Source organism: Streptomyces sp. ISL-98, from assembly GCF_018614055.1.
Taxonomy (GTDB): domain Bacteria; phylum Actinomycetota; class Actinomycetes; order Streptomycetales; family Streptomycetaceae; genus Streptomyces; species Streptomyces spiramyceticus.
The window spans coordinates 28,312-48,938 of record NZ_JAGGPB010000068.1 but is presented as its reverse complement, the minus strand read 5'-3'; the positions used below and the strand labels follow the sequence as shown (position 1 = coordinate 48,938).

The following is a 20,627-nucleotide window of genomic DNA, read 5'->3' as shown; positions in this document are numbered from 1 at the left end:
CGAAGGAGGGACCACCATGCCCGCACTCCTGTTGCTCGCCGCCGTTGTCGTCGTCGGGTTCGAGAAGTTCGCCGAGTGGCAGTACGGCGCCCTCAGCGCCGTAGGGCTGCTGCTGATCGCCGTCGGCGTCAAGGCCAAGAGTCCCACCTGCGCCGGAATCGGCGCCGTGGTGATCGCCATGCAGGTGACAGGCCCGACGGCCTGAACCACATCTCCGACACAACTTCTCCAACTCCGCACCATTTAGCGGGAGTTGGAAGCGGAATGGTTACCTCTCGGTCCAAGTAGGGGACAACTTCCTTAGAGTTGGTGGCCAACTTGAACAACCTGGCCAACCAGCTGCCAAGTGGGACGAATCCCAGGGAGGGACCGCAATGCCGCTCATCGCCATCCTCCTCGCAGCAGTCTTCTTCACCCTCGAAGAGCTCATCCAGTGGCAGTTCGGCGCCATGGGTCTGGTCGCCGTCGCCCTGCTGTCCATCGGCGTAAAGGCCAAGAACACGGCATGCCTGAGCCTCGGCGCCATCGTTCTGGTCCTGCTCTTACAGCCCGCGTTCGGTTAGCCGGGTCTCAGAAGATGTCCGGGCACCACGGCCGCCTGGACGTACGGAACAAGGCGTCGGCAATGACGGCGGCGCCCGCCACCTCCTCCGTCACCCGCCCCAGCGCCACCAGCCGCACCGCGGACTCCTCACCCAGGTACAGCGCACCCAGCTCCCGCACATCCAGCGTCAGACCGGGCGACTCGGACGACGGGACGCACACCGCCCCGTCCGGCGCCGCGTCCAGCCGGAAGCGCCCGCCCGCAAGCCCCGCCGCGTCGTGCACCTCCAGCACGAGCGAGGCGGGCACCGCATACGTACGGGCCTCAAGGGCCCGTACGACGTCCAGCAGCCGCACCCACAGGAAATCTGCCTGACTGACGATTCTGGCAGCCCGGGGATCCGGGAGCAGGAGGGGAAGCAGATCGTCAGTGGCGCGGTATCCGGACCGTACCGACGTGATCCAGTCGACCGCGCAGACGAAGTGCCACAGCGCACGCTCCGCGGTCGGCGTCACCGCGATCATGCCGCGTACGGTCGCCGTGTTCAGCGGCTGCTTGGCGTCCGCCCACTTCTCGTCGGAATCGAAGACCATCAGGCCCTCGACCTCGCCGTGCGCCGAACGGTAGACGGCGTAGAACGGCTTGCTCCAGGGCTGGTGCGCCTGGGTCACCTGCCCGGTGTTGAGCTGCCACCAGCGCTCGTCCCGGTCGATCGCACCGTGCTGCACCGCCCGGAAGCGCTCGTACAGCTCGGGCCCGATCTTGCGTACGTCGGCCCCGTCGGTCAGATCGACCCGGCCGCCGTCGTCGGGCCCCGCCCAGCGCGGGTCGAGCCCGGACCGGGACACGTCGACCTCCCACTCGGTGAAGCCGGCAGCAGGCCCGAATCCGTACCGCCCGTAAATGGGGTACTCGGCGGAGATCAGGGTCGACAGGACGTCGCCGCGTTCCTTCGCCGCCGCCAGGTCCGTGTCCATCATCCGGCTGAGCAGACCGCGCCTGCGGTGCGTGGCCGTCACGGTCACGTTGGACACGGCGCTCGCAGGCAGCTGTGCGCCGCCGGGCACCGTGAGCTCCTGCGCGAAGGAGCGGTACGTCGCGACGCACCGCCCGTCGTCGAACGCGCCCTGCACACGCTCCAGGCCCGTATACGCCATGCGTTCGGCGACTTCGGCCTCCGAGGCGACAGTCCGGCGGAGAAAGCCGGTGGCCAGGGCGGCGAGCCAGTCGGGGTACTCGGACGCGGTGATCGTACGGACGTCGACACTCATGCGCACACGCTAGGCACACGAGACGCCGCCTGTCGCCCGTATTGAAACGCCCGCAAATTACACGCCCTCGCTCCGAGCCCACGCCCCGGCCGTCGGCCCCGGGCAGGTCCTCAGAGCGCCGCGCGTATCTCCCCGACCTCCGCCGCCCCGCCCATCAGCGGCGACCGCCCGATGCGGTCGACGACCGGCCCGTCCACGCCGAGCTTGCGCAGTACGCCGGCCAGCACCGGGCCGAGTGCCCGCGTCGCACCGTCATCGATCTTGAACGCGAGGGCGCGGCCGTCCGGCAGAGCCACCGCCTGGACCGCCTCGGCGCCCATCTTCGAGAGCGTTCCCGGCACCTCGCGCATCAGCCACGTGTCGGGGCGGCGCGTACCGGCGACGTACTCGGGGTGGGCGCGCATCGCGTCCGCGACGCGGCGCTCCGCCGTGCCCGGCTCGGCGACGACGAAGTGGCGGAAGGCACGGGCGAGGCCGGTGAGGCTGATGGCCATCAGCGGGGCGCCACAGCCGTCGGTCCCGACCGCCGTGACGCGCTCGCCGCTCGCCTCCTCGACCACCTTCAGGACCAGCTGCTGAAGCGGGTGCGAGGGGTGCAGGTACGTTTCTGCGTCCCACCCGTTGACGGCGCACACGGCCAGCATCGCGGCGTGCTTGCCCGAGCAGTTCATGGTGAGACGCTCGCGTACCCCGCCCGCGGCGAGGTACGTCTCCGCCTCCACCGGGTCCAGCGGCAGGTCCGGCGGAGTCTGGAGGTCCGACTCCGCGAGCCCCGCCTCCGCCAGCATCTTCCGTACGAGATCCAGGTGGAACGGCTCCCCGGAGTGGCTCGCGGCCGACAGCGCCAGCCGCTCCCCCGACAGCTCCAGACCGGCCCGCAGCACCGCGGCCGCCTGCATCGGCTTGTTGCTGGAGCGCGGGAAGACGGGGGCGTACGGGTCACCGACCGCCAGGTCCACACTGCCGTCCGCCGCCAGAACGACGAGCGATCCCCGGTGATGGCCCTCGACGAAACCGGAACGAACGACTTCGGCGAGGACCGGGGAGGGGGATATGACGGGGACGGCGGTGCTCGATGACATCTTCGACCTTCCGAGGAGGGCTGGACCAGGCTCCCCGTAAGGCCAGGTCAGTGCCTCAGGTCAGCAGGTCGTCTACTTGCGCTTCCCCATCACGGTACCTGCGGGCGATCTCGGCACTGCAATCGTCCGCCGTCCGCTGAAGCTGTTGCCTGCGCCGCGAGACCTGCTGTTCGTAACGGACCAGCCGTCCCATCGCCTCGTGCAGCTCCTCGTCCGTACGCGCGCCGAGGTCCGACAGCTCGACATCCGCGAGCATCTCGGCGGCCAGCAGCCGGGACTCCTCACTGTGCGGCGTGGACATCGTGACGTGCCGGGCGGAGGAGCGGTGGCTCGACGGGGCGTCGGCGAGGATCTCGGAAAGCCGGTCCACGACCGGGGACTCCGGCCCCGTACGCCGTGAGAGCTCGGCCCTGAGGATGTCGATCCGCCCGTGCAGCAGGCGCCGCACATAGCTGAGGTCCGCCTCGTTCCGCTGCGAGTCACGGCGCAGTGCGCGCAGTTCGGGCAGCCGGAGCAGTGACAGGACACCGGCATCGCTGTCGCCGGTCCGCTGCGCCGGTGGTCGTGCGGCGGAGGCGGCAGCGGCGGACGCCAGCTGGATCAGCGGCATAGGTACGGGCCCGGGTGGCTGCCCGATGCCAGGTGTGCTCATGGATGTTCCGTCCCCTCGACCGGTGCGCACCGGTGCGGCGCGCACCGCCTCCGTGCATCGTGCCACTCCTGACGGGGGGTACGCAGGCGCTCGTCGCCCGTTCAGCCCCGGATAGGTTGGTCCGTATGCGTGCAGTGGTTCAGCGGGTGGACGGCGCGAGCGTCGTCGTGGCGGGGCAGACGGTCGGCGAGATCGTCGGCGAAGGCCTGTGTGTGCTGGTGGGAGTGACCCACGAGGACACAAAGGACAAGGCGGCACAGCTCGCCCGCAAGCTGTGGTCGGTTCGGATCCTTGCGGGCGAGAAGTCCTGCTCCGATGTGAATGCGCCGCTTCTGGTCATTTCACAGTTCACTCTCTACGGGGACGCCCGCAAGGGCCGCCGCCCCACCTGGAACGCCGCGGCGCCCGGCGAGGTGGCCGAACCGCTGGTCGACGAGGTAGTGGCGCAGCTGCGGGCGCTGGGCGCGCACGTGGAGACGGGCCGGTTCGGAGCGGACATGAGGGTCTCGCTCACGAATCACGGCCCGTTCACGGTGATCGTCGAGGTGTAGGGCCCGCTTTACGGCTTCGACGGATCGGCTCTTCCACGGGCTTACGGCTCTACGACGACTTCCTGCGCGGCTGCGGTGTTCCCCACCAGCAGCTCGGCATCGACCGGCACATTGCGCTTCACGAGCGCGAGCGCGATGGGCCCCAGCTCGTGGTGGCGGGCCGACGTGGTGATGAACCCCAGCTGGCGCCCCTCCTCGCCGTCCGCCGCGAGCCGCACCGGAGTACCGGGACCGGGCAGCAGGACCTCGCTGCCGTCCAGGTGCAGGAAGACCAGCCGGCGCGGCGGCTTCCCCAGGTTCTGGACGCGGGCGACGGTCTCCTGGCCCCGGTAGCAGCCCTTCTGGAGGTGTACGGCGCTGCCGATCCAGCCCAGCTCGTGCGGGATGGTGCGGTGGTCGGTCTCGAAGCCGAGGCGGGGCCGGTGCGCTTCGACGCGCAGGGCCTCGTACGCCAGGATGCCGATCGCGGGCCCGTGGCTTTCGGCGTACGACTCCAGGTCGCCGCGCGGCAGGAAGAGGTCACGGCCGTACGAGGTCTCCCGTACGGCCACGCCTTCGGGTACCTCCGCGATCGAGCCCGCGGGGAGGTGGACGACGGCGAAGTCGTCGGTCCGGTCGGCGGTCTCCACCCGGTAGAAGAACTTCATCGACTCCAGGTACGCGATGAGATCGCCCTGCGTGCCCGGTTCGACATGCATCCACACCGTCTCGCCGTCGTCGACGAGATACATCGCATGCTCGACGTGCCCGTGCGCGGTGAGGATCAGCGCCTCGGTGGCCCGGCCCGCGGGCAGCTCGCTGACGTGCTGCGTGATCAGGAGGTGCAGCCAGCTCAGCCGGTCGTCGCCGGTGACGGTGACGACACCGCGGTGCGAGAGGTCGACGAAACCGGTGCCGCCGGCGAGCGCGCGCTGTTCGCGGAACAGATCGCCGTAGTGCGCGGCGACGCCTTCGTCGCGCCCTTCGGCGGGGACGGCGCCGGGCAGGGAGAGCAGGGGACTCTTCATACCGGTCAGCCTACGACTTGCCTACGACTCGGCGGCCGACGCCGCCGCGGCGCACTTCGTGCAGCGGCCGAAGATCGCGAAGTGCTTCATGTCCGTCTCGAAGCCGAAGGTCTCGCGCAGCTTGCCGATGAAATCGGCGGCGACCTCGGTATCGGCCTCGATCACGTTCGTACAGTCGCGGCAGACCAGGTGGATGTGGTGATGGCGGTCGGCCAGGTGGTACGTCGGCGCCCCGTGCCCGAGGTGCGCGTGGCTGACCAGTCCGAGCTCTTCGAGCAGCTCCAGCGTCCGGTAGACGGTGGAGATGTTCACGCCGGACGCGGTCTTGCGCACCTCGGTGAGGATGTCGTCGGGCGTCGCGTGCTCCAGCGCGTCGACGGCTTCGAGGACAAGCTGGCGCTGCGGTGTCAGCCGGTAACCGCGCTGCCGCAGATCACTCTTCCAGTCGGTGCTCACCACGCCCCCAGTGTAGGGGGACGGGGTGAAGGCCTACTTGAAGAAGGCGATGCCGTCGTCCGGGAGGTCACCGAGGCTCTTGGCCATCTGCTCGACCTCTTCCGGCGTGACGACCTTCTTCAGATGCGCCGACATGTACGGGCGCAGCTCGACGTCCGGGGTGGCCTTCTCGCCGACCCACATCAGGTCGCTCTTGACGTACCCGTAGAGCCGCTTGCCACCGCTGTACGGACCCGATGCGGCGGTGCGTGCGACCGCGTCCGTCACCAGGTCGATCTGCGGCTTCTGGTCGGCCAGCTCGCCGTACCAGATCTCCACGACGCCCTGGTCGCGGACCATGACGACCTCGACCTTGCGGTCCTTGTCGATGCGCCAGTAGCCGGATTCGGTCTCCAGGGGCCTCACCTTGTTGCCCTCGGCGTCGAGGATCCAGGAGTGCGAGACGTACTCCAGGAAGTCACGGCCGTCGTGGCTGAAGGTGACTTCCTGGCCGAAGTTGGCCTTCTCCTCGCCGGGGAAGTCGGTGACGCCCGCGCCCGTCCAGTTTCCGAGGAGGAAGACGAGGGGGACGAGGTCCGGGTGGAGGTCGGACGGGATCTCGATCATGAGCTGCTCAGGCGATCTGTGAGGGGAGGGGTGGGTTAGCGCTGACCCTGGTAGAGCTTCTTCACTGCCAGGGCGGTGAAGGCGAGAACGCCGACGCAGACCAGAACCAGCAGAGCTTCGAAGAAAATCGTCACGGGGTGCTCCTTGCGTGAGCGGTGGGCGGTACGGGACCGGGCCCCAGCTTAATGGGCGGGGGCCCGGCGTTCTCTGCGAGGGGCGTGCGGGGGCTCGGCCGAGCAGCTGGTTCTGCAGGAGATGTACGCGTGCCGGACGTGCACGGCACCGTGCGGCGTCGACTCGTCGTACAGGCGGATTACAGTTCGGACATGGCGAAGAAGCTCGTGATCAAGGTGACTGCCGGGGCCGATGCCCCGGAGCGGTGTTCGCAGGCCTTCACGGTGGCGGCGGTGGCCGTGGCCAGTGGGGTGGAGGTTTCGCTCTGGCTGACCGGCGAGTCCTCGTGGTTCGCGCTGCCGGGCCGCGCCGCCGAGTTCGAACTGCCGCATGCGGCGCCGCTGCCGGATCTGATCGAGTCGATCACGGCCACCGGGCAGATCACGCTGTGCACGCAATGCGCGGCGCGGCGCGAGATCACCGAGAAGGACGTGATCGAAGGCGTACGGATCGCGGGCGCGCAGGTCTTCGTCAGCGAGATCATGGGCGAAGGCGTCCAGGCGCTGGTGTACTGAGCGGCTGGTGTATTGAGCGACGGCTTACGGGTGGTGCTTCTTGCCGTCCAGCTCGTCCCACCACTCGTCGGACTTCGGGTCCCCGGACGGATCGTCCCACCAGCGGTCCTCCGGGCCCCGCCGGTTGGCGATCATCGCCGCGATCGGCGGTATGACCATGGCGACGACGCACATCCCGACGGCCACCGGCACGGACCACAGGCGCACGACGGACCAGGCGGACACGAAGAGGAAGAGGCATCCGCCCATCAGCAGGAAATAGTTGCGACGGCGCCGCGCGTACATACCTCCACGGTACGACCGAAGGGCCGCACCCGGTCCAGGTAGCGTCCAACCCCCTGGGGTGCGGCCCTTCGGCCAGTATTCGCGCAGGATTCGCAGGAATCAGACTGCGATGGCCACCTCTGCGAGGCCGCCCGTCTGCGCCACGACTGTACGGTCGGCCGTGCCGCCGGGGACGAGTGCGCGCAGGGTCCACGTGCCCTCGGCCGCGTAGAAGCGGAACTGGCCCGTGGCCGAGGTCGGGACCTCGGCGGTGAACTCGCCGGTCGAGTCCAGCAGTCGGACGTAACCGGTGACGGGCTCGCCGTTGCGGGTCACGCTGCCCTGGATGGTGGTCTCACCGGGCTTGATCGTCGAGGCGTCGGGGCCGCCGGCCTTCGCTCCACACATGTTGTTCTCCAGATTCTCGAAGGTCGGGGGATTACTTGTTGGCGCCGAGCTCGATCGGAACACCGACGAGCGAGCCGTACTCGGTCCAGGAACCGTCGTAGTTCCGGACGTTCTCCTGGCCGAGCAGCTGGTGCAGCACGAACCAGGTCAGGGCCGAGCGCTCGCCGATGCGGCAGTACGCGATGGTGTCCTTCGAGAGGTCGACCTGCTCGTCCTCGTAGAGGGCCTTGAGCTCCTCGTCCGACTTGAAGGTGCCGTCGTCGTTGGCGTTCTTCGACCACGGGATGTTGCGGGCGGACGGGACGTGGCCCGGGCGCTGCGACTGCTCCTGCGGGAGGTGCGCCGGGGCGAGCAGCTTGCCGCTGAACTCGTCGGGGGAGCGCACGTCGACGAGGTTCGTGTTGCCGATCGCGTTGACGACGTCGTCGCGGAAGGCGCGGATCGAGGTGTCCTGCGGCTTGGCCTTGTAGTCCGTGGCCGGGCGCTGAGGGACCTCGGCGACCAGGTCGCGGGAGTCGAGCTCCCACTTCTTGCGGCCGCCGTCGAGCAGGCGGACGTCCTGGTGACCGTAGAGCTTGAAGTACCAGAAGGCGTACGAGGCGAACCAGTTGTTGTTGCCGCCGTAGAGGACGACCGTCGTGTCGTTCGCGATGCCCTTCCCGGACAGGAGCTTCTCGAAGCCGGCCTGGTCGATGAAGTCGCGACGGACCGGGTCCTGGAGGTCCTTGGTCCAGTCGATGCGGATCGCGTTGCGGATGTGGTTCTTCTCGTACGCGGAGGTGTCTTCGTCGACCTCGACGATGGCGACCTTCGGGTCCTCGATGTGGGCCTCGACCCAGTCTGCGTCTACCAGTACGTCGCTGCGGCTCATGCTGTTCTCCTCCGGGGCAGTGTGCGGCGGTTATGCGCGAGGGGGGTGCGGGTGTGCGGGTACGCCGAGCGAGGGGCGTACGGCCGTACCGGGGTGGCCCTGAGGCGACCTTCGTAGGTCGGGAGGGCCGGGGAACGCGGGGTTTCGGAGGCTTCCGCTTCTCCGGACAAACCCACTCAGACAGTGCGACAGAGCATGGCGGCGACGCGGCACAGGTCTACTGCCCGCCGCTTCGTGAGGTCCGCCTGTCGCTTCTGCATGGGTCCGATCGTAGGGACGTCACGTCCGACGTGTCACCGGTGTGTCGGATGTTGAGACGCGATCGTCCACATTCCGGGATGTGAGGTGGGGTGCGGGCCGCCGGCCATGCCCCCGAACGCGCCGCGTCCGCCCGTCATCTGAGGGGCGGACGCCTGCGTCTCACTATCCGGCCATATGGTCTTCCGGCCGGCTCATCCGGCCAGGTTCACATCCGTACCCGTGACGGAAATCTCTACGCCACCTTGGGCCGCCTGGACCTTTTCGAGCTCCAGCCCGTCGGGCAGACCGCCGATCTGACGGTCGAAGTCGGTCTTCTGGCGGACCATTCCCTCCAGCCCGGGGATGCCCTCACCCGGAACCGCGTCGGCCCGCACCCGGATCGTATTGCCGTCGACCAGGCTCACGGTGGAGAGCACGCTGCGCGTGACATTGCGGCCGAGGATGGCGACGGTGCCGGTGACCTTCACCTTGCCGTTGCCGCCGTACGAGAGGGTCACGTCGCTCTCGGATGCCTCGGAGAGGTCCTCGTACGAGACATTCGCCGTGCCCGTGGCGCGCGCCGCCTTCGCGCTGGAGAAGCCGGTGAGGCTGCCCTGGAGCTTTACGTCGTGGAGCTGGGCGGTCATCTCACTCACCCGCACCTTGCGGCCGGCCGCGTTCGCCTCGATGCCTTCGAGGGTGACGTCGACCTGGTCGAGCCGCTTGGACATGACCTGGGTCAGGAAGGGAAAGCCCTTGATCGACACCTCGGTGCCACCGGCCAGCCCCTGCTGGGCCTGGACCCGCTCCGCCACCTCGGACTCGGCCATGCTGACCGCCCAGCGGTCCAGGGCGACGAAGATGCCGCCGAGGATCACGCCGACGACCAGCAGTATTCGCAGTGCACGCATTGCTTGCGGTTCCCCCACCTGTCTCGCCGGGCCGCCGTACGACGGCCCGTTCACGCCCCCTTGACCTTTGCGAGCCTACTGGTAGGTACCACTCGGGCTCAGGCGACGGCCCGGCCGATCAGATACACGGCAGGGGCCGCGGCGGTGAGCGGCAGCGCCACACCGGCCGTCATATGGACGAACCGGGACGGATAGTCGTAGCTCGCCACCCGCAGCCCGATCAGCGCGCACGCCCCGGCGCCGAGCCCGAGCAGCGCACCCCCGGTGCCCACGTCCGTCATCCCGCCGGCCGCGACACCGGCGCCCGTGGCGGCGAGCAGCGCGACGACGACCGACGCGATGCCGGGCAGCGGCAGCGCGCGGGCCAGTACGGCCACGGCGACGGCCACGCCACCGACCGTCACGGCCTCGTGGGCCGCCGCGAGGTGCCCGGCCGCGACGACCGCGAGTGCGGCCGAGGTGACGGTGGCCGTCAGGCCGTACATCCGCTCGTCGGCGGGTGCGCGATTGCGCAGCTGGAGTACGAGCGCGAGCAGCACCCAGACGCCGAGCGTGCCCAGGATCGCGGCGGGCGCGTGCTCGGCGCCGACCGCCAGCAGCGCGATGTCCGCGGTGACGCCGCCGAGGAAGGCGAGCGCGATGCCCTGCCTGGCGGGCCACATCCCGTTGAGCCGGAACCAGCCCGCGGCGGTGACGGCCTGCAGCAGCACCAGCGGCACGACGAGGGCGTACTGGCCGACGGCCGCGGCCACGGCCATCAGCAGCGCAAGAGCGGCGGTCAGCGCGGCGGGCTGCATCCCGGGCGCGATGATCGGCGACCGTCCTTCGGCGCGGGCGCGCTGGGCGTCGGTGATCCGGGCGTTGCCCGCGGTGGTCGGGGAGCTGTACGCCGCGGAGGAGGAGGCGGGGGAGGCGGCGGCCGGTTCCGGTGCGCGGACGGGCTCGTACGGCGCCGGGTCCTGGGCGTACGTGGTCGGCGAGGGCGCCTCGGGCGGCAGCGGGTAGGCGCCGCTCTGGGGCGGGAAGTACGCGGTGTCGGCGGCCTGGGGCTGCGCCTGGTACGGCTGCTGCTGACCGTACGGCTGCTGGACCGGCTGGTGCTGCGTGTCCCAGGTCTGGGCGTCCCAGGTCTGCGTGTGGGGCTCCTGGGCGTACGGCTGCTGCTCCGGGTACCCGTCGTTCCCCTCGTGCGGGTAAGGCTGCTGGTTGCTCATGATCTGGGGGTCATCCTCCTGCGAACGGCGGGAGCACCTCGACCGTGCCGCCCTCGGCAAGCCGTACGGTCTCATGACCGCGGGTCCCGACGGGGGAACCGTCGATGAGGAACGAACACCGCTGGAGTACGCGCGTCAGCTCCCCGGGGTGGCGTTCGCGCACGGCGTCGAGCGCCTCGGCGAGCGTCCCGGCCGCGTACGGCTCCTCTGCGATCCCGGCGGCGGCCTTGGCCGCGGCCCAGTAGCGGATGGTGCCCACTGCCATGGCGGCGCTCCTTACGTCGGGGTCCGTTCGGCTTCCATGATGGGCTATGCCGCCGTGACCCCGGCGAGCCAGGCCGCGATGCGGGTGAGGAGCGTCTCGTGGGCCGCGTTCTCGGCGTGCCCCATGCCGGGCTCGATCCAGAGTTCGTGCAGGCCGGAGGTGCCGGCGGCAGCGGCGGCCAGCATGCGCGGATGGTCCAGCGGGAAGTACGGGTCGCGGTCGCCGTGCACGATCAGCAGCGGCGTGGCCGACGCGATCCGCGCCACCGCCTCGACCGGCGAGAGCGGCACCGGATCCCACTCCCGGCGGTGGATCCGCGTACGGAACCCGAAGCGCCCGACGAGGCGCCCCACGGGCCGGGTGACGACCCAGTGCAGCCGCCGCATGGGGGCGGTGCCGCGGTAGTACCAGCGGGCGGGGGCGCTGACAGCTACGACCGCGTCGGTGTGGGCGGGGCCGCTCGACGCCACGACCGCGTCGGTGTGCGCGGGGGCGCTCGACGACACAGCCATGGCCGTACGCGCTTCTGTGCGCCCCCCGTGCACACCCGGCCCGTTCCCGTACAGCGCCGCGTGCCGGAGCGCCACCGAGCCGCCCATCGAGAAGCCGACCGTCACCACCCTCGCGTATCCCAGCGAGCGCGCCCAACGCACCGCCGCCGCCAGGTCCAGCACCTCGCGGTCGCCCACCGTGGAGCGGCCGCCGGAGCCGCCGTGGCCGCGGAACGAGAATGTGATTACCGCCGCATACTGCGTGAATACCCGCGCCGCGCGCCGCACCGCGGGCCGGTCGACCGACCCCGTGAAGCCGTGCGCGACCACGATGGCCAACTCCCCCGTGGCGCCCCCCGACAGGCCGCCCGGCGTGCCGTCCCACGGCTCGTACAGCGCCTCGATACGTACGCCGTCATCCGTACGCAGAGTCGTGCGCCGGGGCCTGCGCGTGATCAAGGGAACAATTGATCTGCGGTTTTGCCCCTCTGCCTCGGAACCCATGTGAGCTATTCTGATGGCAAGAGGACCTGGGCAATGTTGCCCCCGGGTCCTTTTGTGTTTTCTGACCGTTGTTACGGACAGATGACGCGGGCGGCTCCAGGGCGCGAAGCCGCATCGTACGAAGCAGTGCCGCATACGTCCTCGCAGGGACCGAGGAGGAACCGACGTAATGGGCGAGCGAAACGTGCATGACCGGACGACCCGGGCAGGTGGCCGACGATGAGTTCTCTACTGCTCCTGACCAATGCCCTCCAGCCGTCGACGGAGGTGCTTCCCGCCCTCGGCCTGCTTCTGCACAGTGTGCGGGTGGCTCCCGCCGAGGGCCCGGCCCTCGTCGACACCCCTGGTGCCGACGTGATCCTGATCGACGGCCGCCGCGACCTCCCGCAGGTCAGGTCGCTGTGCCAGCTGCTGAGGTCCACCGGACCCGGCTGCCCGCTGATCCTCGTCGTGACGGAGGGCGGTCTCGCGGCCGTCACCGCCGACTGGGGCATCGACGACGTACTGCTCGACACCGCCGGTCCGGCCGAGGTCGAGGCCCGGCTGCGGCTCGCGACGGGCCGCCAGCAGATCACCTCGGACGACAGCCCGATGGAAATCCGCAACGGAGACCTGTCGGTCGACGAAGCGACGTACAGCGCGAAGCTCAAGGGGCGGGTCCTGGACCTGACCTTCAAGGAATTCGAGCTGCTGAAGTACCTGGCGCAGCACCCCGGCCGGGTCTTCACGCGCGCACAGCTCCTCCAGGAGGTGTGGGGCTACGACTACTTCGGCGGTACGCGCACGGTCGACGTGCACGTACGGCGGCTGCGGGCCAAGCTCGGCCCCGAGCACGAGTCGCTGATCGGGACCGTACGCAATGTGGGCTACCGCTTCGTGACGCCCGAGAAGGTCGAGCGCGCGGCGGCGGCCGAGGAGGCCAAGGCGAAGGCGAAGGCCGATTCCCGGGCCGCGTCGGAGCCCGCGGCCGCGACCGCTTCGCCCGTCACTCATGTGGCGGACACGGCCTCCCTGGAGGAAGCAGCCGTACGGCCTGCCCAGCGGTAGGTCACCACGCGTAGACTGCCGCGCGTGGCCAAGGTGACGCGGGACGATGTGGCACGACTGGCGGGGACTTCGACCGCGGTCGTCAGTTACGTCATCAACAACGGACCCCGGCCGGTCGCCCCGGCCACGCGCGAGCGTGTCCTCGCCGCGATCAAGGAGCTCGGCTACCGGCCGGACCGGGTCGCGCAGGCCATGGCGTCCCGGCGTACGGACCTCATAGGCATGATCGTCCCGGACGCGCGGCAGCCCTTCTTCGCCGAAATGGCGCACGCGGTCGAACGGGCCGCCGCCGACCGCGGAAAAATGGTCCTGGTCGGGAATTCCGACTACCGCGACGAGCGCGAGGTCCACTATCTGCGGGCCTTCCTCGGAATGCGGGTCTCCGGACTGATCCTGGTCAGCCAGGGCCCGAGCGAGCGGGCCGCCGCCGAGATCGAGGCGTGGGACGCGCGGGTGGTACTGCTGCACGAGCGGCCCGAGGCGATCGACGACGTGGCGGTCGTGACCGACGACATCGGCGGCGCTCAGCTCGCGACCCGTCACCTGCTCGAACACGGTCACGCGTACGTGGCCTGCCTGGGCGGGGTGGAATCGACACCGGCGGTCGGCGACCCGGTGGCCGACCACGTCGAGGGCTGGCGCCGGGCGATGCAGGAATCGGGGCGGGCCACCGAGGGCCGCCTCTTCCAGGCCCCGTACAACAGGTACGACGCCTACCAGGTCGCCCTGACCCTGCTGGCGGGCCCCGACCGGCCGCCCGCGATCTTCTGCTCCACGGACGACCAGGCGATCGGTGTGCTGCGCGCGGCGCGTGAGCTGCGTATCGACGTACCGGGCGATCTGGCGGTGGCCGGCTTCGACGACGTGAAGGAAGCGGCCCTGACCGATCCGCCGCTGACGACGGTCTACTCCGACCGGCCCGCGATGGCACGGGCGGCGGTGGACCTGGTGCTGGACGAGGCGTTGCGGGTGGCGGGGTCGCGGCGGGAGCGGCTGAAGCAGTTCCCGTCGGCACTGGTGGTACGCCGCTCCTGCGGCTGCGACAGCCTCTAGACGCGCCGCTTGTCTTAGGGCCTGTCGGACGACGTAACCGCTTCCGGCGGTCCTTTACATCGGGCATACGCGGTTCTGTCGGGCTTCTCAGCGGCTCCTCAGACGGTTCTCATGAGCGCTGGCGAAGCTCTGGGACATGACCGAGAGCCCCCGCCGCAGCGGCGAGTACCCCGAGCCCGAGCAGCAGCCCTCCTACGGATCAGGCGACGAGGCGTGGCAGCGCGCCAGGTACGACGCGGATCGCGCGGCGCAGGCGTACGCCGCCGCGTACCCGCCGCCGCCCGTATACGAACCGGCCCACCCCGGCACCCCCGAGGCCCGGCCCGGGGCCGGGCGCAAGCGGGCCAAGCGGCCCGTGGCCCTGCTGGCCGCGGTCGCCATCGTCGCCGCCGCGATCGGCGGCGGCGCGGGGGCCTTCGCCCGGGGCCTCACGGACAACGGCTCGGGCACCGGCACCGGCGTCACCGGTACGAACGTCGCGCAGAGCAGCAAGGGAACCGTCTCCGGGGTCGCGCAGGCCGTGAGCCCGAGCATCGTCGAGATCAGCGCGACGTCGGCGTCCGGTGCGTCCACCGGGTCCGGGGTGATCATCACCGGCGACGGCGAGATCATCACCAACAACCACGTCGTGTCCGGTGCCTCCTCGGTCAAGGTCAAGCTCAGCGACGGCAAGACGTACACCGCCGATGTGGTCGGCACCGACCCGGACAAGGACCTCGCCCTCATCAAGCTCCAGGGCACGAGCGGGCTGAAGGCGGCCACGCTCGGGAGCTCCGAGGACGTGAAGGTCGGCGACCAGGTCGTCGCGATCGGCTCGCCCGAGGGACTGACCGGGACCGTGACCAGCGGGATCGTCTCCGCGCTCGACCGGGACGTGACGGTGTCCAAGGAGGAGGACCAGGGGCAGGGCCAGGAAGGGCAGGGGCAGCAGGGCGGCGGCCAGTGGCCGTTCGAGTTCGGCGGGCAGGAGTTCAATGGCGACACGGGGTCGTCGAAGACGACGTACAAGGCGATCCAGACCGATGCCTCCCTCAACCCCGGCAACTCCGGCGGCGCCCTCATCAACATGAACGGCGAGATCATCGGCATCAACTCCGCGATGTACGCCCCGAGCGGAGCCACCGGGTCCACTGCGGGCAGCGTCGGTCTCGGCTTCGCCATCCCGGTCGACACGGTCAAGGCCGACCTGGCGAAGCTCCGCGCGGGCGACAGCGACTGACGACGACTGGCGCCGCCGCACGCCCGTGCGACGCTGGATGACCCGCGCAGCGACCGAGACCGATCCCGGTCCCGGTCCCCATCCCGAGGAAGACCGAGAAGACCGATGAGCAGCCCCGCCGAGCGCATCCTGATCGTCGACGACGAGCCCGCCGTGCGCGAGGCCCTCCAGCGCAGCCTCGCCTTCGAGGGGTACGGGACGGAGGTCGCCGTCGACGGCATCGACGCGCTCGCCAAGACCGCGTCGTACGAGCCCGACCTGATCGTCCTCGACATCCAGATGCCGCGCATGGACGGCCTGACCGCCGCCCGCCGCATCCGGTCCTCCGGCGACACCATCCCCATCCTGATGCTGACCGCCCGCGACACGGTCGGCGACCGCGTGACCGGGCTCGACGCGGGCGCCGACGACTACCTGGTGAAGCCGTTCGAACTGGACGAGCTGTTCGCCCGCATCCGTGCGCTGCTGCGGCGCAGTTCGTACGCGGCCACGGGTCCGGGCGGCGAGGAGCCGCCCGGCCACATCCTGTCCTTCGCCGACCTGCGGATGGATCTCGCGACGCGCGAGGTGACGCGCGGCAGCCGACGGGTGGAACTGACCCGCACCGAGTTCACGCTCCTGGAGATGTTCCTCGCGCACCCGCGCCAGGTGCTGACCCGCGAGCAGATCCTCAAGGCGGTGTGGGGCTTCGACTTCGAGCCGAGCTCGAATTCGCTCGACGTGTACGTCATGTACCTGCGCCGCAAGACGGAGGGCGGCGGCGAGCCGCGCCTCGTGCACACGGTGCGCGGTGTCGGCTACGTACTGCGCGGGGGTGAGGCGTGAGCGGTCCGCTGCGCAGATTCCGCGCGCTGCCGCTGCGGTCCCGGCTGGCGCTGCTGACGGCGACGGCGGTGGCGGTCGCGGTGGCGGCGGTCGCCGCGTCCTGCTGGTTCGTGACCAGGGCGGAACTGCAGGAACAGCTGGACGACTCGCTGCGCAACGTCAAGGTCGACAACGCCTATGTGCGGAACCTGCGGCAGGCCTGCGCGGGCGGCACCCCCATCGTGCCGCCCGAGGGCTCCTACCGGGTGCAGATCGTCTTCGCCTCGGGCGAGACCTGCACCTCCCCGAGGTCCTCGCCGATCCCCGCACAGCCCGGTGACATCGCCGTGGCCACGCGCCGACAGGGCGACGCCCTGCACACCACCGATGCCGACGACGGCGCGGAGATGCGGGTGTACACCTATCCGTTCGACGACGGCCCGGAGAATCTGTTCCCGGGTTCCGCGCTCGCGGTCTCCGTGGCCCGCCCGATGAGCGAGGTCGACGATCCCCTGGGCTCGCTCGCCTGGGTGCTGCTCGTTCTCTCCGGTATCGGAGTGCTCGGTGCGGGCGCGACCGGGCTGTGGGTCGCCCGCGCGGGCCTGCGTCCCGTCGACAAGCTGACCGACACCGTCGAGCATGTGGCGCGTACGGAGGACCTGACCGTACGCATCCCCGTCGAGGGCGAGGACGAGATCGCCCGCCTCTCGCGCTCCTTCAACGCCATGACCAGCGCCCTCGCGTCCTCCCGTGACCGCCAGGCCCAGCTGATCGCCGACGCGGGCCACGAGCTCCGCACCCCGCTGACCTCGCTGCGTACGAACGTGGAGCTGCTCGCGCGCAGCGACGAGACCGGGCGGGCCATTCCGCCCGACGACCGGGCCGCGCTCATGGCGTCCGTCAAGGCGCAGATGACCGAGCTGGCCTCCCTGATCGGCGACTTGCAGGAGCTGGCCCGCCCCGACACGGCCGACCAGGGCAGCCCGCTGCGCGTCGTAGCACTGCACGAGATCGCCGCCGCCGCCCTGGAGCGGGCCCGGCTGCGCGGCCCCGAGCTGACGATCAACGCGGACCTCTCCCCGTGGTACGTACGGGCCGAGCCGGCGGCCCTGGAGCGGGCGCTGGTCAACGTCCTGGACAACGCGGTGAAGTTCAGCCCGCCGGGCGGGGAGGTCGACGTGGCGCTGAACCAGCACGGCGAGCTGACCGTACGCGACCACGGCCCCGGCATCCCGGAAGGCGAACTCCCCCACGTCTTCGAACGCTTCTGGCGCTCCCCGTCCGCCCGCGCCCTGCCCGGTTCGGGTCTCGGCCTGTCGATCGTCGCCCGTACGGTCCAGCAGGCGGGCGGCGCGATCACGCTGCGGCGCCCGAGGGACGGAGCCGGCGGCACGGAGGCCCTGATCAGGCTGCCGGGGGCGCCGACGCCGCCGCCCGAGACCGCGTGAACAGCAGCGCGGGGCGGCACCCGGTTTCCCGGATGCCGCCCCGCGTTGAACTATCGCTCCGCAGCGCCTACTTGACGACCGTGATCCGGTCGGCCGCAGGCGGGGCGATCGGGCTTGCCGCGCTGGAGTTCTTCGCCAGGTAGGCGTTGAAGACCTCCAGGTCGGATGCGCCGACCAGCTTGTTCTTGTGCTCCTTGAAGACCGGGAAGCCGTCGCCGCCGCCCGCGAGGAACTCGTTCATCGCGACCCGGTACGTCTTCGCCGGGTCGAGCGCCACGCCGTTCAGCTTCACCGACGCCGCGTCGATCCGCGCCGCGCCCGTCTTCGTCATGTCCAGCGTGTACGTGAAGCCCTTCGAGACCTGAAGGATCTTCGGCGAGGCCTCGTTCGGGCCGCTGACCTGCTGCTGCAGCGCGGTGATCAGCTGGGCGCCGGTCAGGTCGACGACGTTCATCATGTTGGTGAACGGCTGGACGGTGAACGCCTCGCCGTAGGTCACCACACCGTCGCCCTCACTGCCGCTCGCCTTGTGGACGAGGTCGGAGCGGATCCCGCCCGGGTTCATGAAGGCGATCTGCGCCCCGCCCTTGTCGGCCGGCGCCAGGCCCTCCAGCTGCGCGTCCGCGATCAGGTCGCCGAGCGGCTTCTCGGGGGTCGTCGCGCCGCGGCCGTTGATGTCGGCGGAGATGTAGCCCTGCGACTTGTTGGCGATCGGGGCGGCGAGGGTGTTCCAGCGCCCGATGAGGTCGGTCATGTCCGCGGCCTTCGGCTGGTCGCGGCTGACGATGTGGTTCGCGGACTTGGCAGTCGTCACCGACGTACGGACGATGTCCTTGGTCCTGCGGTCGTACGTCAGCGTGGTGTCCGTGTAGAGCTTGCCGTACGAGGCCGCCGAAGTGACCATGCGCGGCTTGCCCGCCGGGTCCGGGACCGTGCAGACGTACGCCTGGTGCGTGTGCCCGGTGACCAGTGCGTCGACCTTCGAGGTGATGCCCTTGGCGATGTCGACGATCGGTCCTGAGATGCCGTCGCCCGCGCCCGGCGAGTCACAGTTGTAGTTGTACGAGCCGCTGGCCGGCGAGCCGCCCTCGTGGATCAGCGCGACGATCGACTTGACGCCCTGGCGGTCCAGTTCCCTGGCGTACTTGTTGACGGTCTTGATCTCGTCGTGGAACTTGAGGCCCTTGACGCCGTTGGCCGTGACGATGTCCGGCGTGCCTTCGAGGGTGACCCCGATGAAGCCGACCTTGACGCCGTCCTTCTTCCAGACCGTGTACGGCTTGAGGATCGGCTTGCCGGTCTTCTCGTTCGTGACGTTCGCGGCGAGGTAGGGGAAGTCCGCTCCCTCGAACTCCTTGCCCTTCTCGAAACAGCCCTCGACCGGGTGGCAGCCACCGTTCTGAAGGCGTGCCAGCTCGGTGGCGCCCTCGTCGAACTCGTGGTTGCCGACGGCCGTCACATCGAGGTCGAGCTTGTTCAGCGCCTCGATCGTCGGCTCGTCGTGGAAGAGCCCGGACATGAGCGGGCTTGCGCCGACCATGTCGCCGCCGGCCGCGGTGACGGAGTACCGCTGGCCCTCGCGCGCCTTGCGCAGCGAGGTGGCCAGGTACTCGACGCCACCGGCCGGTACGGCCTTGGTCGTTCCGTCGGCCTGCGTCTCGGTGACGGTGCCGGCCGAGCCCGCCGGGGGCTCCAGGTTGCCGTGCAGGTCGTTGAAGGACAGCAGCTGCACGTCCACGGTGCGCGACGGCTTGGTCTTGTGGCTCGGCGCGCTGTCCGGAGCGGCGCCGGCCGGCATCGCGGCGACGAGCGCGCCTGCGGTGGCGAGTCCGGCGGCCGAGGCGAGTATTCGCCGGGTCGCGCGGTGGTGCGTACGAGGGTTCGCTGACATCGGTCCCCTTGTGAGTTCAGCGTGAAGGTCGAGCCGCAGCCTAAAGTCAACGCGCGTAGCGCAACAGGGGGTGACGGGTTACAAGCTGGTTGCCTTGCGGCGGCCGTAGGCTCGTACTCATGACGACTGACCCACCAGCCCCCGCCCCCCTCAGGAAGATCGAGACCCTCGACGAGCTCACCGAGGAGCAGGCCCAGCAGGTCATCGACCTCCTCGACGAAGCCGCCCGCGTCGACGGCATGCAGGCCGTCTCCGAGCAGGGCAGGCTCCAGCTCCGCGGCGGTCACCGTGAAGGCATCCGGCACTTTCTGCTGTACGTCGGCGACGGCGCCCTCCTTGGTTACGCCCAGCTGGAGGACACCGACCCCGTGGAGGCGCCGGCCGCCGAGCTGGTCGTACACCCGGCGTACCGCGGGCACGGGCACGGGCGCACGCTCGGGACGACCGTGCTCGACGCGTCGGGGAAGCGTCTGCGCGTCTGGGCGCACGGCGGGAAGTCGGCGGCGCGGCACCTCGCGCAGGTCCTCGGGCTCAGCCTCTTCCGGGAACTGCGGCAGATGCGGCGCCCGTTGACGACGGCGGACATGCCCGAGCCCGTGTACCCGGCGGGTGTGAGCGTCCGTACCTTCGTGCCGGGACAGGACGACGCGGCGTGGCTGGCCGTGAATGCCGCCGCTTTCGCCCACCACCCCGAGCAGGGCGGCATGACCCAGCGGGACCTGGACGACCGCAAGGCCGAGCCGTGGTTCGACCCGAAGGGCTTCTTCCTGGCGGAGCGCGGCGGCGAACTCGTCGGCTTCCACTGGACCAAGGTCCACGCCGAGGAGCAGCTCGGCGAGGTGTACGTCCTCGGGATCCGCCCCGACGCCCAGGGCGGCGGCCTGGGCAAGGCCCTGACGCTGACCGGCCTGCGGCACCTGGCGGCGCAGGGGGTGCCGACGGCGATGCTGTACGTCGACGCGGACAACACGGCGGCGCTGACGGTGTACGAACGGCTGGGCTTCGTCACGCACGAGACGGATCTGATGTACCGCACGGAGTCGTAGCGCCCGCGAACGGCCAAGGGGGCGGGGTCGGTTGACACCGCCCCCTTCTTTGGATCATGCTTCCACTACTTAATTAGTGAAAGGGGGGTGCAA

General features: G+C 70.2%; 25 protein-coding genes. 10 read left to right on the top strand and 15 right to left on the bottom strand.

The features are described 5' to 3' along the window. Window positions 1-16: 16 nt before the first annotated feature. Both J7I98_RS34725 and J7I98_RS34720 read left to right on the top strand, forming a co-directional pair. Complete coding sequence (locus J7I98_RS34725; RefSeq protein WP_214929039.1) at window positions 17-205, top strand: hypothetical protein; 189 nt, start codon at window positions 17-19, stop codon at window positions 203-205. A 169-nt stretch (window positions 206-374) separates the two neighbouring features. Next, window positions 375-563 (top strand): hypothetical protein, encoded by a 189-nt coding sequence (locus J7I98_RS34720; RefSeq protein ID WP_214929038.1) that lies wholly within the window; start codon window positions 375-377, stop codon window positions 561-563. Window positions 564-570: 7 nt separating this feature from the next. On the opposite strand, the gene J7I98_RS34715 is transcribed toward J7I98_RS34720, so the two are convergent. The 3 genes from J7I98_RS34715 to J7I98_RS34705 form a co-directional block, all read right to left on the bottom strand. Beyond that, entirely contained in the window at window positions 571-1,815 is a 1,245-nt protein-coding gene (locus tag J7I98_RS34715) for a GNAT family N-acetyltransferase (protein WP_214929037.1), read from the bottom strand. A gap of 110 nt (window positions 1,816-1,925) precedes the next feature. Beyond that, a complete protein-coding gene (locus J7I98_RS34710; RefSeq protein WP_214929036.1) occupies window positions 1,926-2,897 on the bottom strand; it encodes an asparaginase in 972 nt (323 codons plus the stop codon). 55 nt (window positions 2,898-2,952) lie between these two features. Then, window positions 2,953-3,549 (bottom strand): ABC transporter substrate-binding protein, encoded by a 597-nt coding sequence (locus J7I98_RS34705; RefSeq protein ID WP_214929035.1) that lies wholly within the window; start codon window positions 3,547-3,549, stop codon window positions 2,953-2,955. A 125-nt stretch (window positions 3,550-3,674) separates the two neighbouring features. On the opposite strand from J7I98_RS34705, the gene dtd reads away from it, so the two are divergent. Then, window positions 3,675-4,100: a D-aminoacyl-tRNA deacylase gene (dtd, locus tag J7I98_RS34700; RefSeq protein ID WP_214929034.1), complete on the top strand. Its 426-nt coding sequence runs from the start codon at window positions 3,675-3,677 to the stop codon at window positions 4,098-4,100. A gap of 41 nt (window positions 4,101-4,141) precedes the next feature. On the opposite strand, the gene J7I98_RS34695 is transcribed toward dtd, so the two are convergent. The 3 genes from J7I98_RS34695 to J7I98_RS34685 are packed head-to-tail and all read right to left on the bottom strand — an operon-like array spanning window position 4,142 to window position 6,169. Next, window positions 4,142-5,107, bottom strand: a complete 966-nt coding sequence (locus tag J7I98_RS34695) for a folate-binding protein YgfZ (RefSeq protein WP_214929033.1) — start codon at window positions 5,105-5,107, stop codon at window positions 4,142-4,144. 21 nt (window positions 5,108-5,128) lie between these two features. Next, window positions 5,129-5,566 (bottom strand): Fur family transcriptional regulator, encoded by a 438-nt coding sequence (locus J7I98_RS34690; protein ID WP_214929032.1) that lies wholly within the window; start codon window positions 5,564-5,566, stop codon window positions 5,129-5,131. 30 nt (window positions 5,567-5,596) lie between these two features. Further along, a complete protein-coding gene (locus J7I98_RS34685; RefSeq protein WP_214929031.1) occupies window positions 5,597-6,169 on the bottom strand; it encodes an FABP family protein in 573 nt (190 codons plus the stop codon). Between the two features lie 326 nt (window positions 6,170-6,495). Between J7I98_RS34685 and J7I98_RS34680 the strand changes: the two genes are divergently transcribed. Then, complete coding sequence (locus J7I98_RS34680; protein ID WP_214929030.1) at window positions 6,496-6,858, top strand: DsrE family protein; 363 nt, start codon at window positions 6,496-6,498, stop codon at window positions 6,856-6,858. A gap of 24 nt (window positions 6,859-6,882) precedes the next feature. Here J7I98_RS34680 and J7I98_RS34675 read toward each other — a convergent pair whose 3' ends face one another. The 8 genes from J7I98_RS34675 to J7I98_RS34645 all read right to left on the bottom strand — a co-directional run bounded on the left by J7I98_RS34675 (window position 6,883) and on the right by J7I98_RS34645 (window position 11,951). Next, window positions 6,883-7,143: a DUF3099 domain-containing protein gene (locus J7I98_RS34675; protein WP_214929029.1), complete on the bottom strand. Its 261-nt coding sequence runs from the start codon at window positions 7,141-7,143 to the stop codon at window positions 6,883-6,885. Window positions 7,144-7,242: 99 nt separating this feature from the next. Next, window positions 7,243-7,530, bottom strand: a complete 288-nt coding sequence (locus J7I98_RS34670; protein ID WP_185029473.1) for a DUF1416 domain-containing protein — start codon at window positions 7,528-7,530, stop codon at window positions 7,243-7,245. A gap of 31 nt (window positions 7,531-7,561) precedes the next feature. After that, on the bottom strand, window positions 7,562-8,401 hold the full coding sequence (locus tag J7I98_RS34665; protein ID WP_214929028.1) for a sulfurtransferase: 840 nt from the start codon (window positions 8,399-8,401) through the stop codon (window positions 7,562-7,564). Window positions 8,402-8,577: 176 nt separating this feature from the next. Beyond that, a complete protein-coding gene (locus J7I98_RS43130) occupies window positions 8,578-8,661 on the bottom strand; it encodes a putative leader peptide (protein ID WP_374225205.1) in 84 nt (27 codons plus the stop codon). 192 nt (window positions 8,662-8,853) lie between these two features. After that, window positions 8,854-9,552, bottom strand: coding sequence for a DUF2993 domain-containing protein (locus J7I98_RS34660; protein ID WP_214929027.1), 699 nt, complete (start codon window positions 9,550-9,552; stop codon window positions 8,854-8,856). 98 nt (window positions 9,553-9,650) lie between these two features. After that, on the bottom strand, window positions 9,651-10,841 hold the full coding sequence (locus J7I98_RS34655) for a hypothetical protein (RefSeq protein WP_214929026.1): 1,191 nt from the start codon (window positions 10,839-10,841) through the stop codon (window positions 9,651-9,653). After that, complete coding sequence (locus J7I98_RS34650; RefSeq protein WP_214929025.1) at window positions 10,777-11,031, bottom strand: MoaD/ThiS family protein; 255 nt, start codon at window positions 11,029-11,031, stop codon at window positions 10,777-10,779. The genes J7I98_RS34655 and J7I98_RS34650 overlap by 65 nt, the downstream gene beginning before the upstream one ends. Before the next feature lie 44 nt (window positions 11,032-11,075). Beyond that, window positions 11,076-11,951, bottom strand: a complete 876-nt coding sequence (locus J7I98_RS34645; RefSeq protein WP_251021631.1) for a S9 family peptidase — start codon at window positions 11,949-11,951, stop codon at window positions 11,076-11,078. A gap of 294 nt (window positions 11,952-12,245) precedes the next feature. Between J7I98_RS34645 and J7I98_RS34640 the strand changes: the two genes are divergently transcribed. From J7I98_RS34640 to J7I98_RS34620, 5 genes are all read left to right on the top strand, one after another. Then, a complete protein-coding gene (locus J7I98_RS34640) occupies window positions 12,246-13,073 on the top strand; it encodes a response regulator transcription factor (protein WP_214929023.1) in 828 nt (275 codons plus the stop codon). Between the two features lie 24 nt (window positions 13,074-13,097). Next, a complete protein-coding gene (locus J7I98_RS34635) occupies window positions 13,098-14,126 on the top strand; it encodes a LacI family DNA-binding transcriptional regulator (protein ID WP_214929022.1) in 1,029 nt (342 codons plus the stop codon). 136 nt (window positions 14,127-14,262) lie between these two features. Beyond that, window positions 14,263-15,345, top strand: coding sequence for a S1C family serine protease (locus tag J7I98_RS34630; RefSeq protein WP_214929021.1), 1,083 nt, complete (start codon window positions 14,263-14,265; stop codon window positions 15,343-15,345). A gap of 105 nt (window positions 15,346-15,450) precedes the next feature. Beyond that, a complete protein-coding gene (locus J7I98_RS34625) occupies window positions 15,451-16,170 on the top strand; it encodes a response regulator transcription factor (RefSeq protein WP_214929020.1) in 720 nt (239 codons plus the stop codon). Beyond that, the gene (locus J7I98_RS34620; RefSeq protein WP_214929019.1) at window positions 16,167-17,597 is read left to right on the top strand and encodes a cell wall metabolism sensor histidine kinase WalK; all 1,431 of its coding nucleotides are present in this window, start codon (window positions 16,167-16,169) and stop codon (window positions 17,595-17,597) included. The genes J7I98_RS34625 and J7I98_RS34620 overlap by 4 nt, the downstream gene beginning before the upstream one ends. Before the next feature lie 67 nt (window positions 17,598-17,664). Here the strand turns inward: J7I98_RS34620 and J7I98_RS34615 are convergent, their stop codons facing one another. Then, the gene (locus J7I98_RS34615; protein ID WP_214929018.1) at window positions 17,665-19,488 is read right to left on the bottom strand and encodes a bifunctional UDP-sugar hydrolase/5'-nucleotidase; all 1,824 of its coding nucleotides are present in this window, start codon (window positions 19,486-19,488) and stop codon (window positions 17,665-17,667) included. 119 nt (window positions 19,489-19,607) lie between these two features. Between J7I98_RS34615 and mshD the strand changes: the two genes are divergently transcribed. Then, complete coding sequence (mshD, locus tag J7I98_RS34610; protein ID WP_214929017.1) at window positions 19,608-20,534, top strand: mycothiol synthase; 927 nt, start codon at window positions 19,608-19,610, stop codon at window positions 20,532-20,534. The last annotated feature ends 93 nt before the right edge of the window (window positions 20,535-20,627 follow it).

What these genes read in the sequence shown, in the direction of transcription:
- J7I98_RS34670 (WP_185029473.1), bottom strand. Translation starts at nt 7,530, where the DNA reads ATGTGTGGAGCGAAGGCCGGCGGCCCCGACGCCTCGACGATCAAGCCC.
- J7I98_RS34710 (WP_214929036.1), bottom strand. Translation starts at nt 2,897, where the DNA reads ATGTCATCGAGCACCGCCGTCCCCGTCATATCCCCCTCCCCGGTCCTC.
- J7I98_RS34655 (WP_214929026.1), bottom strand. Translation starts at nt 10,841, where the DNA reads ATGAGACCGTACGGCTTGCCGAGGGCGGCACGGTCGAGGTGCTCCCGC.
- J7I98_RS34660 (WP_214929027.1), bottom strand. Translation starts at nt 9,552, where the DNA reads ATGCGTGCACTGCGAATACTGCTGGTCGTCGGCGTGATCCTCGGCGGC.
- J7I98_RS34640 (WP_214929023.1), top strand. Translation starts at nt 12,246, where the DNA reads ATGAGTTCTCTACTGCTCCTGACCAATGCCCTCCAGCCGTCGACGGAG.
- J7I98_RS34625 (WP_214929020.1), top strand. Translation starts at nt 15,451, where the DNA reads ATGAGCAGCCCCGCCGAGCGCATCCTGATCGTCGACGACGAGCCCGCC.
- J7I98_RS34665 (WP_214929028.1), bottom strand. Translation starts at nt 8,401, where the DNA reads ATGAGCCGCAGCGACGTACTGGTAGACGCAGACTGGGTCGAGGCCCAC.
- J7I98_RS34675 (WP_214929029.1), bottom strand. Translation starts at nt 7,143, where the DNA reads ATGTACGCGCGGCGCCGTCGCAACTATTTCCTGCTGATGGGCGGATGC.
- J7I98_RS34720 (WP_214929038.1), top strand. Translation starts at nt 375, where the DNA reads ATGCCGCTCATCGCCATCCTCCTCGCAGCAGTCTTCTTCACCCTCGAA.
- J7I98_RS34630 (WP_214929021.1), top strand. Translation starts at nt 14,263, where the DNA reads ATGACCGAGAGCCCCCGCCGCAGCGGCGAGTACCCCGAGCCCGAGCAG.
- J7I98_RS34715 (WP_214929037.1), bottom strand. Translation starts at nt 1,815, where the DNA reads ATGAGTGTCGACGTCCGTACGATCACCGCGTCCGAGTACCCCGACTGG.
- dtd (WP_214929034.1), top strand. Translation starts at nt 3,675, where the DNA reads ATGCGTGCAGTGGTTCAGCGGGTGGACGGCGCGAGCGTCGTCGTGGCG.
- J7I98_RS34650 (WP_214929025.1), bottom strand. Translation starts at nt 11,031, where the DNA reads ATGGCAGTGGGCACCATCCGCTACTGGGCCGCGGCCAAGGCCGCCGCC.
- mshD (WP_214929017.1), top strand. Translation starts at nt 19,608, where the DNA reads ATGACGACTGACCCACCAGCCCCCGCCCCCCTCAGGAAGATCGAGACC.
- J7I98_RS34725 (WP_214929039.1), top strand. Translation starts at nt 17, where the DNA reads ATGCCCGCACTCCTGTTGCTCGCCGCCGTTGTCGTCGTCGGGTTCGAG.
- J7I98_RS34685 (WP_214929031.1), bottom strand. Translation starts at nt 6,169, where the DNA reads ATGATCGAGATCCCGTCCGACCTCCACCCGGACCTCGTCCCCCTCGTC.
- J7I98_RS34615 (WP_214929018.1), bottom strand. Translation starts at nt 19,488, where the DNA reads ATGTCAGCGAACCCTCGTACGCACCACCGCGCGACCCGGCGAATACTC.
- J7I98_RS34695 (WP_214929033.1), bottom strand. Translation starts at nt 5,107, where the DNA reads ATGAAGAGTCCCCTGCTCTCCCTGCCCGGCGCCGTCCCCGCCGAAGGG.
- J7I98_RS34680 (WP_214929030.1), top strand. Translation starts at nt 6,496, where the DNA reads ATGGCGAAGAAGCTCGTGATCAAGGTGACTGCCGGGGCCGATGCCCCG.
- J7I98_RS34705 (WP_214929035.1), bottom strand. Translation starts at nt 3,549, where the DNA reads ATGAGCACACCTGGCATCGGGCAGCCACCCGGGCCCGTACCTATGCCG.
- J7I98_RS43130 (WP_374225205.1), bottom strand. Translation starts at nt 8,661, where the DNA reads ATGCAGAAGCGACAGGCGGACCTCACGAAGCGGCGGGCAGTAGACCTG.